Origin of the sequence: Natrinema sp. SYSU A 869 (genome assembly GCF_019879105.1) — an archaeon.
In the GTDB taxonomy this organism is placed as follows: domain Archaea; phylum Halobacteriota; class Halobacteria; order Halobacteriales; family Natrialbaceae; genus Natrinema.
In genome coordinates, this window is record NZ_CP082248.1 from 395,951 (window position 1) to 411,404 (window position 15,454).

A 15,454-nucleotide genomic window follows, 5' to 3' on the forward strand; every position below is an offset into this window, starting at 1 on the left:
ATCTATGAAATGATGAATCTGAGAGAGTTAAAAAACACTTTCTGTCGCAGTTTAACATATCCCATCACGATTTTGATAGTGAAGAAGAGCTGTTGGTATCGGTCGTCAATGCGATAGCGAGCGCCGAAAACCGCTCCCCGATTGATATCGATCCGATATACGGCAGTATCGAACCGAAACTGCTTAATTCATTCTCAAAGTGTGCAGACGAGAGCAATGGATCACCGACGGTGAGCCTTGCCTTCTCCCACGAGGGGTACCGGATAAACGTCGATAATATGGGAAAAATAGTCCTGAGCCGAGACGAGACCAGTTCCTCGTCCCCCTCTTTCATCCGCCCGTCCAGCGAGAGTAGCGCACTCGAAGAATCGTCGGGAGAATTTACCTGTCATTACGACTTCGAGGCCGATCACTCTCTCACAGTCATGCTCGCCAAGGCTCTCGCCGCAATCAAAAATACTCGACCTACGGAGATCACTCCGCTCTACGAGAGTATTGATCCAAAAGTCCTCAATATATTCGGTGACTATGCTAGCGAGCGAGACGAACCCTCCTCTGTTTCCCTGGAATTCGTCCACTCGGACCATCGAATAACTGTCGACGAGCGGGGGAAGATCTCTATCCGTGAGAGCAATACGAGTTCCAAGATCTCTATCCGTGAGAGCAACACGGGTTCCAAGATCACTGACGTTGTTCGCGACGCTTGGAATTCAGACCCTCCTCTAACCGCACCTCGCTAGAGCCCTCTACTCAAACCATCTAATACTTGTACCATCTAGCTCTAGATATACGATAATTGTCACAAATAGGTTGAATATGAGGCCAAAAGATAGCATCAAGCACGGGAAATCGAGCGTATCGAGATTCGTCGACGAGCTCGACACGACAGTTTTTATCGCGGGGGTTGTCCTATCTCTCACAGCCATAGTGACTTTTCTCACGTATCCTCAATTGTCGGTAAGAGCGATTCTCGCTATTACAGATCATATTAGATCTAACTACACGTGGGTCTACGTCGTTACTATGTTTCTCATGCTACTGTTTGTCCTCTTCCTGCTGTTCGGGAGATGGGGAGACATTACGCTGGGAAAGCCAGCAGAGGACCCGGAGTTTACACTCTTTGGATTCTTCGCGATGATGTTCTCAGCAGGCATCGCGGCGGGCATCGTGTTCTGGGGTCCAGCGGAGGCGCTGTTTCACTACGACACCGTCCCGCCGATGATCGATGCGGAGTCGCAGATGCCTGCAGCGGCGATAGGAGCGGTCCAATACACGCTCTTTCATTGGGGAATTTACTATCTAATACCCTATACTATAATCGGGGTTCCGATCGCGTTCTTCTCGTACAGGCACGAGGCGCCGTTGCGGATCTCGACGCTTCTCGTGCCCTTCGTCGGCATTGACGGGCTCGACAACGTCTGGGGAAAACTACTGGATATCCTTGCGGTGCTCGTCACTATCGGTGGTATCACGACGACACTGGGGTTCGTCGGGAACCAACTCCTAACCGGCATTCAATACACCACCGGAATAACATTTGGAAATACAGAAACGATCCTACTCATTTCCGGGTTAACAGTCTCTTTTACGCTCTCGGCAGTCTTGGGTGTTGAACGGGGGATTCGACGATTATCACTGTTTAATGTCATTCTATTTTCAATTCTGGGAGTGCTCACGTTTCTCGTAGGACCGACTAACTTTATAATAAATTTGGGAGTACAAGCGACAGGAGGATATCTCGATGACTTCTTCGAGATGAGTCTGTACACCGGAATGGGAGAGAACGATGGATGGGTCGGCTCCTGGACTGTGTTCTACTGGGCGTGGGTGTTCTCATGGGCGCCGTTCGGCGGCCTGTTCGTCGCGCGTATCTCTCGCGGACGAACCGTACGAGAAGTGGCTGCCGCAACCATCTTCGGGGCAACAGCGGGGACGCTCCCTGGTTTTATACAATGGGTGCTACAGCTATCTGGCTCCAAAGCTCTGGCCGTGTCAACCTGCTTGAAGAGATTTCAGCACACGGTGTCGCCGTCTCCGGATTTCCGTTATTTAATGCACTGCCCCTAGGACTGCTGTTGGGAAGCCTGTTCCCGATTCTTATTATCACGTTCTTTCTCACGTCCGCAGATTCCTCGACACTTGCACTTGGGATGTTAACGACCGGTGGGAAAGAATCCCCGTCTAGTCTCAACCGCATCATCTGGGGAACACTGATGGGCATTCTTGCGTCGCTACTCGTCGTTGGAGGAGGAATTCCAGCACTGCGATCATTAGCGATTCTTTCGGGACTTCCGTTCGTCGTGATCGCGATGCTCTCTATCGTCACTATAAGCGTTGAATTTCGGAAACTCGTACCGATATTCGAAAGTTCTACGAAGGTGAAAAGATCGCCTAGGTCGGAATCCCCGCCTAGGTCGGAATCCAACGAGGAGTCACAGCGCAAAGACTGACACTCTGCTGGTCGAAGACGATCCGTGCTTGAGGAACCGATGGAGAAGACGAGTGATCCTCACGGTTTTGCAAGGTCGAAGTCCTGGCACTATCTAGTTCTGTACTTCCTCAGCTGGTGTCTTTCCGTCGAGCGCTTGATGCGGTCTCTGATGTGGTAGTATACTGTAGGCCGGAAGTTTTGATACGCCAGCGAAATAGTCGCCGATATGGCCAAGGAAGGGAACAAGATTCCCGACCTCACGAAACGTCGAGTCCGCGAGCAACTCGCGGACGAGACAGATCCGAAGCCGATCAAACGTCTCACCGCTGCTCGCGAGTATCTCGAAGGACTCTCTCCGGCCGATATTGAAGACAAATACGGATGGGACCGTCAGACTGTCTACAACTGGTTGAATCGCTTTGAAGAGCGCGGCTTCGACGCCGCGCTCTACGATAAATCTCGTCCTGGACGTCCTTCCGAGCTCAGCGACAAACAGTCCGAGGAGTTCACTGCTGTACTCCATGATCCCCCTGAAGAAGTTGGATACGACGATCCAGCGTGGAGTACAGCTCTCGCCCAGCACTACCTCATTGAGGTGTTCGACATCGCCTTCTCCCGCCGTCACACTCGCCGACTCATGCACAAGGCCGGGGTCTCGCCGAAGAGACCCCGGCCGGAGCTGGCCTCTGCCGATGAAGGCGAACGTGAGGAGTTCGAAGAGACGGTCGAAAAAAGTAGGCCGCCGTGACGAGGACACCACGGTCGTCACGATCGACCAGACGCGGAAAGCGGTTGGAGCAGATCTCTACGCGGCATGGTATCCGGTTGGCGAGAGGCCGACCGTGGGCGTGTCGGCCTCTCGCGAGGGAGTGAACCTGCTGGGAGCAGTCACTGAGTACGGGGAGACGTCGGTGCTGGAGTGTGGCGGATCGTTCACCGGTGAGGTGACGATCCGCTTTCTGGAGCATCTCCAAGCGGAGTTCGGCGAAAAGCTGGTCGTACTGTTGGACCAGGCGACGTACTTCACCGCTGGGGCGGTGAAGGACTTTGCCGCCGATGAACCGATCGAACTGGTCTATTTCCCGACTGGGTCGCCGGATCTGAACCCAACCGAAGAATACTGGCGACGACTCAAACTCGCCTTAGCAAACCGCTACTTCGGCAGTTGTGCCGAAATCCGATCAGCAGTCTGGACAGCACTCGAATCAATTAGTCCACCAGGTGTCTATCAATACCTCTGTCCTTGAGTATAATTAGAAGGATGTTCTAACAGTATCCGGTTAGAACGCGACTTCTATTGGCTTTTCGAGGGGAGTGGTTTAGCATACTTCACAAACAACCGTGCAACACGGGACATCTCGAGTAAGCAACGAGACTATGTAGTGCTCAAGTGGATACAAGTGTCGTCTACTGGCATCACGTCTATCCTGCTCGGTTGAAGTCCTTAGAAGATGATAGGATTCCACCCTCCGCGGTAAGGACAGGTGAACGATGTAACGCGGTTGGCCCCGATCTACCATATCTCAATCAGAAACTGGTTGCTAAATAGAGATGATATATCTTGCACGGCGGCACTGTCTAGCCAAAGAGCGGACAGTTCTTAGAGACGGATGCCATGGCCGCTCAAGAACTGTTCACCGTCTCTCTGGAGCCGAATCCGCTTGCGTGTTGGGACGACGAGAGCACCGCGAGCGCTCTGAGGGCGCTCGCGGTGCGGCTTCACTCGACGGGAATTTCGCTTCGTGAAACAGCCGTCGCGCTGGAGCAGTTCGGCGTGATCCGGTCACATCAGGCGGTGTGGCAGTGGGTTCACCGCACTGCGGAAACCGTCCCAGACCCGCCGACGGCAGAGCCGTCGCGGGTCGCGGTCGATGAAACCGCAGTGAAAATCGGCACCGAGCAGCACTGGCTGTACGCCGCAATCGACGTCGAGACGAAGCTACTGCTCGGTGCGGTCGTCTTAGAACGGCGAGGAACGGACCCAGCCGCCGAGTTTCTCGGCCAGCTGGCCGAGAAACACGACTTCTCGGAGACGACGTTTCTCGTGGACGGGATGGGCTATTTGACCGCGCTCGCGCGGTGCGATCTACGCGGTCACCTCGACTACGTCGACCGGAACTTGATCGAAAAGTGGTTCCAGACGCTTGCGATGCGGATCGACCGATTTCACCAGACGTGGATGGGCGGCAGAGCCAGCGCGCAGCGCTGGCTCGCCGCCTTCGTCTACTACTATAATTTCCAGCGACCAAACCAGGCGCTCAACAACCGCACGCCTGTTGAGGAGGTGCAGAATCGTTGACTAGACAGTGCCCCCGCAGATAAAATCCAAGCCATCAGTAACGTTCAGATGCACTATATCAGTGTCGACTTCCAGTTCCGGAACGCCGACGCAGGCGTCCACTCGGTTCGAAGTGGCGCGGTCCCCTAATTGCTCCACGAACGAAAACGAAGTCCTCTTGCATTCGGCTGGGTTGGACAGTGTTGTAAACATCGGGATCGCGTTCGCCGGTCTAGCTGCGTTGCTTTGCGGAACGTCTTTATTCGTAATGAAGCGATGGTTCGCCGACTATTCGTCGCCGGTTTTCTTATCGATCACGTACGCACTCTCGGTAGTCCTCTATCTCCCAGTGGTTGTCGCCAGCGACACGCTCTTTCTTCCCGTGTCGAATCGAGCCGAGGTCCTTAGGTCGATTTTCGTAGTAACGGCGTTGACGACACTCGCGATGGTGCTCCTGTTCCGTGCGATTCGGATCGGCGAAGTCTCGTACGTCTTGTCGATTAGCAAAATAATACCTGTGTTCGTCCTGCCCCTAGAAGTAGGGCTGCTGAGACAACAACTCTCCGTACTCCAGATTGGGGGCGTAGTCGTCGCAACGGTTGCGATCTACGTCGCCAATTGGTAGGGAACGACGCTCTTTGCCCCACTCAAACGGGCCGCTCGGTCACGGCCGGCCCAACTAGCGCTGCTGTCAGCTGCGATGTTCGCGGTCGTCGACGTGGGCAAACGCGTGCTGATTAGGAGCTGGCCATCGCACCGACGACGTACGTTCCGCTGATGTTTCTCGGCGTCGCCGCGTTGATGGGACCGCTGGCGACCCGATCTCACTGGCCGGAGGACTGGGCGCGTGATCTGCCCGTCTTCCTCGTCACGGCACTCGTCATCGCGTCCGGGAACCACGTCGTCTTGCTCGCCTTCCAGCGGCTACCGGCGAGTATCGTCTCTCCCATTGTCAACAGGCAAGCGATCGTCGCCGTAATTCTGGGAGCGATTTTCCTTGAGGAATCTCACCTCCGAGCCCGTCTCGCTGCGACCGCCCTGGCAATCATCGGTATCACGATAATTTCCCTCGGGTGAGCGTGGAGCGATACCTGAGAGCAGTCGCTTCCGAGAGCGAGTCCCGCCGGCAGGACAAGGCGACCGAACCCGCTCACGAAAGGGAGTCGCGATGCTGATCGTCCATTGGTTTGCGTCTTCCAAACGGAAAGGCAGTGTCAGAGACGACGATCATTCGTCTCCGGGGCAAACACTGCACTACATTACACGCATATATCTGTAAAATACTGTGAGAGGTATTGGTCTGTTTCGTTCAGCAGCAACTATTCCACGGTCGATCGACAGTCAGTGTTACTTACTTCACCCGGTTGTTTGGAGTGATCAAACATGGGCTTTGAACGGCCCAATCGGGCGACTGGGCTCACAGCGCTATTGCGTCTCAGACGGGTGCAAGTGGGAGATCGGATTCGTTCAAGGAACTCGAGACGAGTCACAGGCATCGTTTCCGCCTTGCAAACACCACTTTCCCCGCTTCAGGGCGGTGTGACGACCGGTCGGTAGTTTAGCAGGAGCGAGTATCGACGCCGGGTCCCAGTACTGGGAGTCCAAAAACGGTCGACGATTGATTCAGGACGTTATTTGATACGGGAAGGTATAAGGCTCCCTCGGCAGTCATTTCGGGTATGCTCGATCAAGACGCATACAGGCTCGGATTCGGAACGTACAGTCTCACCGACGAGGACGGGATCGACGCCCTCGTGACGGCGATTGAGTCGGGGTACCGCCACCTCGATACCGCCCGTCTGTACGGCAACGAAGAAGAGGTCGGCGAGGCCATCGCTCGTGCCGATGTCGATCGCGATGACCTGTTCGTCGCCACGAAGATCGCCCATTTCGAGGAGCCGGAGAAGACGCCAGAGTATGTTCGAAACGGCGTCGAGGAGAGCCTCTCTCGGCTCGGGATCGAGACGATCGATCTGCTATACCACCACTGGCCCCGCGGCCAGGACGACATCGAGACCGTGCTCCCCGTCTTCAACGACCTCGTCGATGCGGGACAGGTCGAGCGCGTCGGCGTAAGCAACTATACGCCCACCGATCTGGAGCTCGCCGACGATCTCCTCGAGCAATCGCCGTATGCGGTCCAGGCCGAGATGCACCCGTTCCTGCCACAGGACGACCTCCGCGCGGCCGTTCGAGATCGCGACGCGTACTTCATCGCCTACTCCCCGATTGCGCAGGGCGAAGTGTTCGATACCCCTGAAATCTCGGCCGTCGCAGACAAACACGACGTGAACGAGGCCGTGGTCAGTCTGGCCTGGCTCCTGTCGAAAGACGGCGTCGTTCCGATTCCTCGATCGAAGTCGTCCGAACACATCCGGAGCAATCACGGAGCGCTCAGACTCGAGCTGGACGACGAGGATATCGAACGGATCGACGCCATCGATCGACGGCTCCGCTGTGAGGATCCCGATTGGATGGAGTGGGAGTGATCGAGCCCCGACAGTATCGCCATAAGACGATAGATTCTTTCGGTTGGTTTCGTTTGCCGGGCGACTCGGTCAGGTTCGTCCGTCCGGCTCGTCGCGATTGCAGTCGATGATAGCGTGGCCTCTCCGACGGCTTCGAAAAACCGATTCGGGAAGAGGCGGCTACCGAGTCTCTTTCGCGAGCGTGACCGGCTCGCTGTCTCGAGGCGTCGTGACAGCGGTCTCGACGGGTGTACCGCGGTTCGGCCGGACAGGGCAGTTCACGACTATCGGCTGACGCTACTCGCCTCGCCCTCCTTGTCGTACGTTCGGATGAGATCGGCGATGAGTTCGACGTCTCGCTTCGACTCTTCCGGCGGTGTCCGGGGCTCGGCTTCCCCCTCCATACACTCGAGGAAGTGTCGGAGCTCGCGTTTGAACGGCTCGTCCGACGACGGGGTGTACTGCGTCTCCGTCGTCTCGTCCATGCCGAGTTTGGTGCGGACGTCCGACGGGGTGTTCTTGATGAATGCGTTCGAGAACTCGATCGACGCCGATCCCTCGGGGGCGTCGGCGTGAATGCGCTCGTCGTACCACTTCCGATCGGTCGCGCCGGACTCGAGGATACACCGGCGGTCTCCCTCGTACCGGAGTTGGGCGGTGACGTACTTCCAGCCCTTGAACACGTCGACGTGGTCGATCCGTTCGACCGATCCGAACGCGGACCGGAGCGCGTTGATGTCGTGGCAGATGCTCTCGAGGTGATACTCGTAGGCTTTCGTGAGCATCTCGTCGTCGGTTCCGACGGCTGCCTCGACCTGCTGGCGGCGTTTCGAGTTGCTCTCTTCGATGAACGCATCGTCGAGGTCTGCGTAGACGATGTCGTAGTTCTCCTCGATGACCGCTCCGACGTCCGGCGGAATGACGGTGCTCGTGACGAGATCGATCTCCGATAGCTCGTTCACTTCGGCCCGGAACTTCTGGAAGCCGGGATCGAAGCGCTTCATATAGCCGACCATGCAGACCGCATCCGTCTCCGCGGCCGCATCGATCACCTGCTGGGCGTCGTCGGGCGTCACGGCGACCGGTTTCTCGACGAACGTGTGCAGATCCGCCTCGAGGGCGGCGACGGCAACCTCCGCGTGGGTGTGCATCGGCGTCGTAATGACTACGCCGTCGAGCGTGTCGGCCTGATCTTCGATCAGCGCCGTACTTTCCGTGTACCGATGAGAGACGTTGTATCGATCGCCGAACGTCTCGACCACGTTCTCGCCGGGGTCCGCGATTGCGTGGATATCCGCCTTCGGCAGTTCCGCGAGGTACGGAACGTGCATAATCTGTGCGATAGCGCCGACACCGATGACTCCGATCTTCATCTCAGCAATGAGTTAGTCAGCATCCCACAAATAGCTTACCAACGCATATGATATGGTATCTATCGAGGTAGAGAACCAGACGAGAGACCCGCACGTCCACGCAAAAACCATCGACCACCTTCGGACGATCACTGACCGCTGAGACAACAGCTATCACCCGTTGAGTTGAGTCCACGGGGACGTTTCCCATACTTTTATAACCGCCTCTGACGATGTCTGGGATAGATAGACAATGAAAGCGTTAATGCTTGATGCGGAGTGGAATCCGCGCTCCGAGTACGACCTTACGGATAGCGAGCGGGAAACACGTAAAGCACACAATAGTGCACAGGTCTGGCAACATCCCGAGATGAACGTCGAAGACAGACCCCGGCCGGAACCTGGAGACGACGAGGTGCTTATCGAGGTCGCCTATGCAGGTATCTGTGGCAGTGACTGCTCTATGGTTCAGACCGACGAAGAAGGGTACATGCACTATTCGGCGTACACACAATTCCCAAACGTAACCGGCCACGAGTTCTCGGGCCGGATCGTCGAGACCGGTGATGACGCAACCCTCTTCGAACCGGGCGAGCGAGTGACCTCAGAGGTTGTCGACTACTGTGGCCGATGTCAGCAGTGTCGGCGTGGCTTCCACGGCCACTGTGAGAACTTCGAACAGGTCGGCTTCACTATGAGCGGCGCGTTCGCAGAGTACGTCACCGTCCCAGAGAAAATCGTCTGGAGCGTTGAGTCACTCGCGAACGCCTACGAGGACGAAGATGAACTGCTGCGAGCAGCAGCCACTATTGAACCCAGCACCATCACCTACCACGGTATTTCGTCCGCTCTGAGGGCGTCTTACCCGGCGATCACCACGTCTACCATGGGACAGGGCCGATCGGTCTCACCGGCATGAATCTCTCACGAGCGGCGGGTGCAGGCAAGGTTATCGGGTTCGATCCGTCGCCTGAACGACGGTCGATCGCGGCCGACCTCGGATTCGACCACGTATACGACCCAACGGAGCGAGATCCCGTCGAGGTCATCGACAAAGTCACCGATGGTCGTGGTGCAGATGTCCACCTCGAAACTGCAGGTGCTGTTAATGAAACCTATCCAGTTATTCAGGAGACGCTGGCCGAGGAGGCTAACGTCGTCCACGTCAGCAATGCCAGCCGTGCGCCCAATCTCGCGACCAGGAAGTATCAGGGCAGCAGTGCACAACTCTACGGCACGGAGGGACACACCGGACAACAGATTTACCCTCGAGTCATCCGTCTAATGAGCGCCGGACGACTCGACAATACGTCAATTATCACGTCGACGTATTCGCTATCGAATGCTGACAAGGCCCTCGAACAGGCAGCAAAACGGGTCGACGGGAAGGTACTCATAGAGATATAATAAGAACAGGTCCTCGATAAGAGTCTCTAACGTAACGATTCGATTCTAGCCGTACTTGTTCTACCTGAAGGTCCTCCGGTCACTGTTAGTGACGGTAGGTCGCTCCGCGCGGCTATCCACTCGACCTTACGCGTCGATCGCGTCGTTCCAGTGGTCGACGTTCCGCTTCGCGTGGACGAGCCTGTCGTTGCGTTCGTTCTCGATCTCGATCGTGATCTGGCCGTCGTAGCCGATCTCGTCGAGCGCCTCGTTGACGGCTTCGAAGTCGATGACGCCCGCGCCGAGGTCGACAAACGACGTGAGGAACACGAAGAGGCTATCGTACTGGACGTTCCCCGCGGAGAGGGTATCGACGTGACTCTGGAAGTCCACGGTCGGATCGATATCCTTGAGGTGGACGTACGCGATATCGTCTGCGAACCGATGGATGCCGTCGATGACATCGCCGTAGGGCTGGTAGTGTGCCGTGTCGTACAACAGCTCGAGGTTGTCGGGCGCTCGCTTGAGCCACTCCTCGATCTCCTCGGGGCTCTCGATGTGAGATGCCCCGTGATGGTGAATTACGGGCGTGACGCCAGCCTCGTCGGCGGCCGTACAGATGCGGTCGAGCCACGCGTCGAACGTCTCGTCGGTCTCCTGGCCTCGCGGTGGCGGCAGGATCCCGAGGAAACGAGCGTCGAGTTCGGCCGCGATCGCGGCCCCGTCAACCGCCGCCTCGACGTCTTCCTCGTTGTTGAGCCACCCGGCCATGACACAGTAGATGTCGAGACCGTTTTCTTCGAGGGATTCCTGCAGGGAATCGACGCCGATGTAGTCGACTTTGCCGAGACCGATCTCGACGCCGTCGTATCGACAGGCGGCGAAGTCACCGAGGCCCTCGGACAGTACCTCCGCTGGGTCGTACATGATGGTCGTATATCCTACGCCCATACACGATTCACTACCGGGCTGGATAATAAATGGTGGGGTTTGGTGACGAATGCCGATTCGCGTTATCGCCGGTGTGGCACCGACAGACGGTTACATCGATCGAATCGGCCCGACGATCTGTCATCGGAAACGGGGTCGTCGATCAACCGGCCGACAGCGGCCGTACGGTGTCTACATCTCGATGAGGACCTTCCCGTCGACGCGCTCGGACGCCTGCCGGATCGCGTCGTCGGCGTTCGAGAGGTCGAACGTGGACGTGATTATCGGTCGGTTGTCGAGCTGTCTGGCGGCCATCAGTCTAATCACTCGCGGGTAGACTTGCTGGCCGGTGTGTCCTTCCGATCCGTAGAGCTGGGCACTGTTGCCCTGATACTTCCGCAGCGCGATCCCGGGATCGGAGCCAGCGTTGCTGATGTGGACCACGTTTGCGGTTTCCGCGAGCGTGTCCTCGATAGCGGGGTAGGTCTGTGCGACTGCACCGGCGGTCTCGACGTGGACGTCGACACCCTCACCGTCCGTGATCGACGCGATCGTCTCGACCGGATCGTCTTCGATCGGGTTGTAGACGTGTTCGAACCCGAGTTCGCGAGCGATCTCGCGGCGCTCGTCCGAGGGCTCGAACGCGATCACCTCGCCCGCACCGGCGGCCTGCGAGACGCTCATCCCGGTCAGCCCGATCGGTCCCGCGCCGTGGTAGACGTGGTAGTCCCCGGGCAAGATCCCCTCGGCTCGAGCGAATAGCCCGTGGTACGTGATAGTACTCGGTTCGATCGTCGCGGCGGCTCGAAGCGCCTCGTCGTCCGTCTCGTACGTCTCCCGAAGAGCCGAGACATCCCAGCACAGTTTTTCGGGTACAGCGACATACTCCGCGAACGCACCGGGGATGGTGAAGCCGATCTGTTCGAAGTTCTCGCAGTGGCCGTTGAACCCCTGTCGACACATGTTACAGCGCCCGCAGTAGTCGGTGACCTCTGCAGTGACGAGATCGCCCGCCTCGAACAGTTGCGCGTCGTCGCCCGTCTCGACGATCTCGCCCGCGAACTCGTGTCCGGTCACGTTCGGAAGACGGAGGTACGCCGAATAGTGGACATAGCCGTCGTCGTCCGTCTCGAGCATCGAGACGTCGCTCCCGCAGATGCCCGCATACTGTACACGGACGAGTACTTCGTCGTCGTCCGGCGTCGGCCGTTCCCGTTCGGCCACCCGGAGTTCGGGGTTTCGCCACACTTGGGAGGCGTTCATCGCCTTCTTCGATTCGCGCTCGGCGTCCGAAACGTCGTACTCTGCCCGGGGGTCCCACTCAGCGTCCACTACAAGGGATTGCATACCACGTCATTTACCGGCATCCGACGTAATAATATCGGAGCCGGGACGGCTCCGAGCAGCGAATACGGGACTCGATTCGATCGACCCGTGCGTCTCTATCCGACGGCGCGTTCGCGGTCAGTCGTCCGCTTCGAGATCGGCGAGGTCCCACTCGCCGGTGATGATCGCGCCGGAGTCGGGGTTGTCCGGTTCGACGACGGCCTCGACGAACGCGGGGCCGTCGTAATCGATGGCCTTCTCAAGCGTCGCGGTGAGGTTTTCGGGTTTGACGACCCGTTCGGCGAAGTCGATGCTGAACGCCTCGGCCATCTTCACGAAGTCGATGGTATTCTCCTCGTCAAACTCCGTATCAAGGACGCGGTCCCAGCCGTACTTGTCGACCTGCAGGTTGCGAATCGACTTCCAGCCGTTGTTATTGACCACGAGCCAGGTGACATCGATGTCGTGTTCGACCGCGCAGGCGACCTCCTGATTGCACATCAGGAAGCTCCCGTCGCCCTCGATGTCGACGACTGGCCGGTCGGGCTCGGCGAGCTTCGCACCGATCGCGGCGGAGACGCCGAATCCCATCGTCGAGAACCCGCCACAGGAGATGTTCGTCTGGGGATCGTAGACGGGGAACTCGGGATTCGTGATCTCCTGGGACTGGCCCGCGCTCGAGATGATCATTCCCTCGCGGGGGAGCGCCTCGCGGAGGCTCGCGAGTGCCCGGGAGATACTCATGGGGACGTCGTCGGTGTGGCGCTGTTCGACCTGCTCCTGCCAGTCAGCCCACAGGCGCTGGATCTCGTCGTAGTACTCGTTGTCCTCGGTCGAGACTTCGTCAACGCGGTCGGAGACGGCGTCATGGAGTTGGTCGGTGACGACCTTGGCGTCGCCGAGGATGCCGACCTCGACGGGGTAGTTCTTGCCGATCTCCGTGTTATCGATGTCGACGTGAATCAGCTTGCTCGGCGGAATCTCGAAGCTGACGCCCTGTTCGAACGACGAGGTGTGCAGGTCGGAGAAGCGACAGCCGATCCCGAGGACGACGTCCGCGTTGCTCGCGAGTTCGTTCCCGGCGGATGAGCCGATCCAGCCCGCGTACCCCACAAAGAGGTCGTGATCTTCGGGTATAATTCCTTTCGCCTGAAATGTCGGAATGACGGGCACTTTCAGATGTTCGGCGAGCGCCTGGACCTCGTCCCAGGCCTCGCCGAGCATACAGCCACCGCCGGGGACGATCACGGGTCGATCGGCGTCGGCAAGCAGGTCTGCGGCCTCCTCGATCGACTCGGGGTCACCGCCCGGTCGGCTATGCGTGCGCGTCTCCTCGGGGTCCGGAATCTCAACGTCCGCGGCGTTCCCCTGGACGTCCATCGGGACGTCGACGTGGACGGGGCCCGGACGGCCCGTGACGGCGATCTGGAACGCGCGTCGCAGGATCCGCGGGAGTCGTTCGACGTCGCGGACGACGAAACTCCGTTTGGTCACCGGTTCCATAACGCTCGGGAAATCGCCGGGTTTCTGCCGGTCGAGTTCCTGCAGGATCCCCTGTCCGTACTCGTGGGTCTGTGGCGCACCGGTCAAGATGACCATCGGGATCGAGTCGACGTACGCCGTCGCGGCGCCCGTAACGGTGTTCGTCGCTCCGGGACCGATCGAGGTGAAGACCGCGAGCGGGTCGCCGGACGCGCGGGCGTACCCGTCCGCGAGATGGGTCGCACCCTGTTCGTGGCGCGGCTGAATGACCTCGACCTCGGAGTCGTTGAACGCGTCGAGCAGGTTCGTGCTTCCGTGACCGGGGATACCGACCAGGTACTCTACGCCCTCTTTTTCCAGATACTGAGCGATAATCTCGCCACCAGTAAGCGTGGGCATGTTCAATGGATTACCACGGTGTGGCATAAATATTCGCCCTCGTATGTCGGTCTTCTCACTGACTGACATTCGAGAACGGTCGATATCGAGATGGGCGGCGGATACCACGACGACGGCTACCGTCGTGTAGCTCGGCCGGCTTCGATAGTACGCATGTGGAGGTGGCTGCCACGAGCGATCGAGTATCCTCGCCGCCTCGAGATCGCCGAGATCGGGGACCAAATCGAACTCCAAGCCGGGTGACTGTCCCGAACGGCGGGGAGAGCAACAGCGTCTCTGGATGCCGATCGACGGTTACAGCGACGGGATTACGTCGTCGTTCATCACGTCGAACAGCCGTTCGGGCTCCGGACTGGTGTTCGCGACCGCGATCCGATCGAAGCCCATCTCGGCGTACTCCTCGAGCTGGGCCGCGATCATCGACGGATCGTCGGCGATCAGGAACTTCTCTTCGACCTCCTCGCGGGTCGCCTTCTCACCCTCGGCCTCGATCTCCTTCGGGTTCGCCATCGCCCGGTCGAAGACGTTCTGGGTCGTCGCCCACCACGGCCGCGTTGCCTCGAAGGCCTGTTCGTAGTCGGGGTGGTAGGACGCGGTCACGAGCAGCGTTGTTTCGATCGCGTCCGGATCGTTCCCCTCCTCCTCGGCGTACCGACGGATCGCCGGGTAGAGCCGATCGGTGTACTCTTCGCCTTTCTTGACGGTGATGAACCCGTCGGCGTACCGCGCCGCGAGTCGAGCGGTGCTCGGCCCGTTGGCCGCGATGTGAATCTCTGGGGACTCCTCGGACATCGTGTACAGTTTGGCCTCATCGAGTTCGAACCGCTCCCCGTCGTAGGTGACGAACCCCTCGTCGATCTGATCGCGGACATCGTCACTGACCCACTCGTCGTCGCCCCAGAGGGCGCGAATGATCTCGAGGGACTCCTCGAGCCGGTCGCGGCGTTCGGGATACTCGGGCCAGTCGAAGCCCAGCGGCGTCTCGTTCATCGCCTCGCCGGTGGAGAGCCCGAGCAGCACCCGATCGTCGTGGAGGTGCTGAAGCGTGGCGAACGCCTGTGCGATCATTCCGGGATGGTAATGTCCCGTCGCGGGCGTCACGCACGTTCCGATCGGGCCGTCCAGCCGTTCGGTGGCGGCACCGAGCCAGGACCACGCGAACCCGGAGTCTGCTTCCGTGTGGAACCACGGGTGAAAGTGATCCGACGTCCAGACGGTTTCGTAGCCGCTGTCCGTGGCGTGTTCCCCGTATTCTAACAGCGTCGACGGGTCGTACTGCTCTTGATGCGCCATGTAGTCGATCCTAACCATCGTCACCTGACAGTACGGAGGACCGTGCATTAGGTTTTGTGCTCGGACGGCGGGCCCAGGAGCGCGCTTCGTCTCGAGGAGGGCGACGACA

15 protein-coding genes are annotated in these 15,454 nt (G+C 58.7%); 10 read left to right on the forward strand and 5 right to left on the reverse strand.

The genetic code is table 11. The annotated features are described in order from the left end of the window. Positions 1–92 precede the first annotated feature (92 nt). The 8 genes from K6I40_RS05730 (at position 93) to K6I40_RS05755 (ending at position 7,198) form a co-directional block, all read left to right on the forward strand. Positions 93–740, forward strand: coding sequence for a HalOD1 output domain-containing protein (locus K6I40_RS05730; RefSeq protein WP_222914804.1), 648 nt, complete (start codon positions 93–95; stop codon positions 738–740). A gap of 76 nt (positions 741–816) precedes the next feature. Further along, the gene (locus tag K6I40_RS05735; RefSeq protein ID WP_255681670.1) at positions 817–2,067 is read left to right on the forward strand and encodes a BCCT family transporter; all 1,251 of its coding nucleotides are present in this window, start codon (positions 817–819) and stop codon (positions 2,065–2,067) included. Next, entirely contained in the window at positions 1,953–2,450 is a 498-nt protein-coding gene (locus K6I40_RS28060) for a BCCT family transporter (RefSeq protein WP_255681671.1), read from the forward strand. The genes K6I40_RS05735 and K6I40_RS28060 overlap by 115 nt, the downstream gene beginning before the upstream one ends. A 207-nt stretch (positions 2,451–2,657) precedes the next feature. Next, a protein-coding gene (locus K6I40_RS05740; protein WP_222914806.1) for an IS630 family transposase occupies positions 2,658–3,678 on the forward strand; the annotation gives its coding sequence in 2 pieces (ribosomal slippage) (positions 2,658–3,158 and positions 3,160–3,678; 1,020 coding nt in all). 368 nt (positions 3,679–4,046) lie between these two features. Then, positions 4,047–4,730 (forward strand): IS6 family transposase, encoded by a 684-nt coding sequence (locus K6I40_RS05745; protein ID WP_222914809.1) that lies wholly within the window; start codon positions 4,047–4,049, stop codon positions 4,728–4,730. A gap of 247 nt (positions 4,731–4,977) precedes the next feature. Next, positions 4,978–5,334, forward strand: coding sequence for an EamA family transporter (locus K6I40_RS28065; RefSeq protein WP_255681672.1), 357 nt, complete (start codon positions 4,978–4,980; stop codon positions 5,332–5,334). 152 nt (positions 5,335–5,486) lie between these two features. Further along, entirely contained in the window at positions 5,487–5,786 is a 300-nt protein-coding gene (locus K6I40_RS28070; protein WP_255681673.1) for an EamA family transporter, read from the forward strand. Between the two features lie 602 nt (positions 5,787–6,388). Next, positions 6,389–7,198, forward strand: a complete 810-nt coding sequence (locus K6I40_RS05755) for an aldo/keto reductase (protein WP_222914811.1) — start codon at positions 6,389–6,391, stop codon at positions 7,196–7,198. Positions 7,199–7,461: 263 nt separating this feature from the next. On the opposite strand, the gene K6I40_RS05760 is transcribed toward K6I40_RS05755, so the two are convergent. Next, on the reverse strand, positions 7,462–8,550 hold the full coding sequence (locus K6I40_RS05760; protein WP_222914812.1) for a Gfo/Idh/MocA family oxidoreductase: 1,089 nt from the start codon (positions 8,548–8,550) through the stop codon (positions 7,462–7,464). Positions 8,551–8,782: 232 nt separating this feature from the next. On the opposite strand from K6I40_RS05760, the gene K6I40_RS28075 reads away from it, so the two are divergent. Next, positions 8,783–9,448, forward strand: coding sequence for an alcohol dehydrogenase catalytic domain-containing protein (locus K6I40_RS28075; RefSeq protein ID WP_255681674.1), 666 nt, complete (start codon positions 8,783–8,785; stop codon positions 9,446–9,448). After that, the gene (locus K6I40_RS28080) at positions 9,445–9,936 is read left to right on the forward strand and encodes a zinc-binding dehydrogenase (RefSeq protein ID WP_255681675.1); all 492 of its coding nucleotides are present in this window, start codon (positions 9,445–9,447) and stop codon (positions 9,934–9,936) included. Before K6I40_RS28075 ends, K6I40_RS28080 begins: the two co-directional genes overlap by 4 nt. Before the next feature lie 126 nt (positions 9,937–10,062). Here K6I40_RS28080 and K6I40_RS05770 read toward each other — a convergent pair whose 3' ends face one another. The 4 genes from K6I40_RS05770 to K6I40_RS05785 form a co-directional block, all read right to left on the reverse strand. After that, positions 10,063–10,866 (reverse strand): sugar phosphate isomerase/epimerase, encoded by an 804-nt coding sequence (locus tag K6I40_RS05770; protein ID WP_222914813.1) that lies wholly within the window; start codon positions 10,864–10,866, stop codon positions 10,063–10,065. Positions 10,867–11,037: 171 nt separating this feature from the next. Beyond that, positions 11,038–12,192, reverse strand: coding sequence for a scyllo-inosose 3-dehydrogenase (iolM, locus tag K6I40_RS05775; protein WP_222914815.1), 1,155 nt, complete (start codon positions 12,190–12,192; stop codon positions 11,038–11,040). 117 nt (positions 12,193–12,309) lie between these two features. Further along, positions 12,310–14,052, reverse strand: a complete 1,743-nt coding sequence (locus K6I40_RS05780) for a thiamine pyrophosphate-binding protein (protein ID WP_222914818.1) — start codon at positions 14,050–14,052, stop codon at positions 12,310–12,312. Positions 14,053–14,346: 294 nt separating this feature from the next. Next, positions 14,347–15,393 carry an LLM class flavin-dependent oxidoreductase gene (locus K6I40_RS05785; RefSeq protein ID WP_255681676.1) on the reverse strand — a complete coding sequence of 349 codons (1,047 nt, stop codon included), beginning with the start codon at positions 15,391–15,393 and terminating at the stop codon, positions 14,347–14,349. Between the last annotated feature and the right edge of the window lie 61 nt (positions 15,394–15,454).

Coding starts and splice junctions, on each gene's coding strand:
- K6I40_RS05735 (WP_255681670.1), top strand. CDS start 817: ATGAGGCCAAAAGATAGCATCAAGCACGGGAAATCGAGCGTATCGAGA.
- K6I40_RS28060 (WP_255681671.1), top strand. CDS start 1,953: ATGGGTGCTACAGCTATCTGGCTCCAAAGCTCTGGCCGTGTCAACCTG.
- K6I40_RS05745 (WP_222914809.1), top strand. CDS start 4,047: ATGGCCGCTCAAGAACTGTTCACCGTCTCTCTGGAGCCGAATCCGCTT.
- K6I40_RS28065 (WP_255681672.1), top strand. CDS start 4,978: ATGAAGCGATGGTTCGCCGACTATTCGTCGCCGGTTTTCTTATCGATC.
- K6I40_RS28070 (WP_255681673.1), top strand. CDS start 5,487: ATGTTTCTCGGCGTCGCCGCGTTGATGGGACCGCTGGCGACCCGATCT.
- K6I40_RS05755 (WP_222914811.1), top strand. CDS start 6,389: ATGCTCGATCAAGACGCATACAGGCTCGGATTCGGAACGTACAGTCTC.
- K6I40_RS05760 (WP_222914812.1), bottom strand. CDS start 8,550: ATGAAGATCGGAGTCATCGGTGTCGGCGCTATCGCACAGATTATGCAC.
- K6I40_RS28075 (WP_255681674.1), top strand. CDS start 8,783: ATGAAAGCGTTAATGCTTGATGCGGAGTGGAATCCGCGCTCCGAGTAC.
- K6I40_RS28080 (WP_255681675.1), top strand. CDS start 9,445: ATGAATCTCTCACGAGCGGCGGGTGCAGGCAAGGTTATCGGGTTCGAT.
- K6I40_RS05770 (WP_222914813.1), bottom strand. CDS start 10,866: ATGGGCGTAGGATATACGACCATCATGTACGACCCAGCGGAGGTACTG.
- iolM (WP_222914815.1), bottom strand. CDS start 12,192: ATGCAATCCCTTGTAGTGGACGCTGAGTGGGACCCCCGGGCAGAGTAC.
- K6I40_RS05780 (WP_222914818.1), bottom strand. CDS start 14,052: ATGCCCACGCTTACTGGTGGCGAGATTATCGCTCAGTATCTGGAAAAA.
- K6I40_RS05785 (WP_255681676.1), bottom strand. CDS start 15,393: ATGCACGGTCCTCCGTACTGTCAGGTGACGATGGTTAGGATCGACTAC.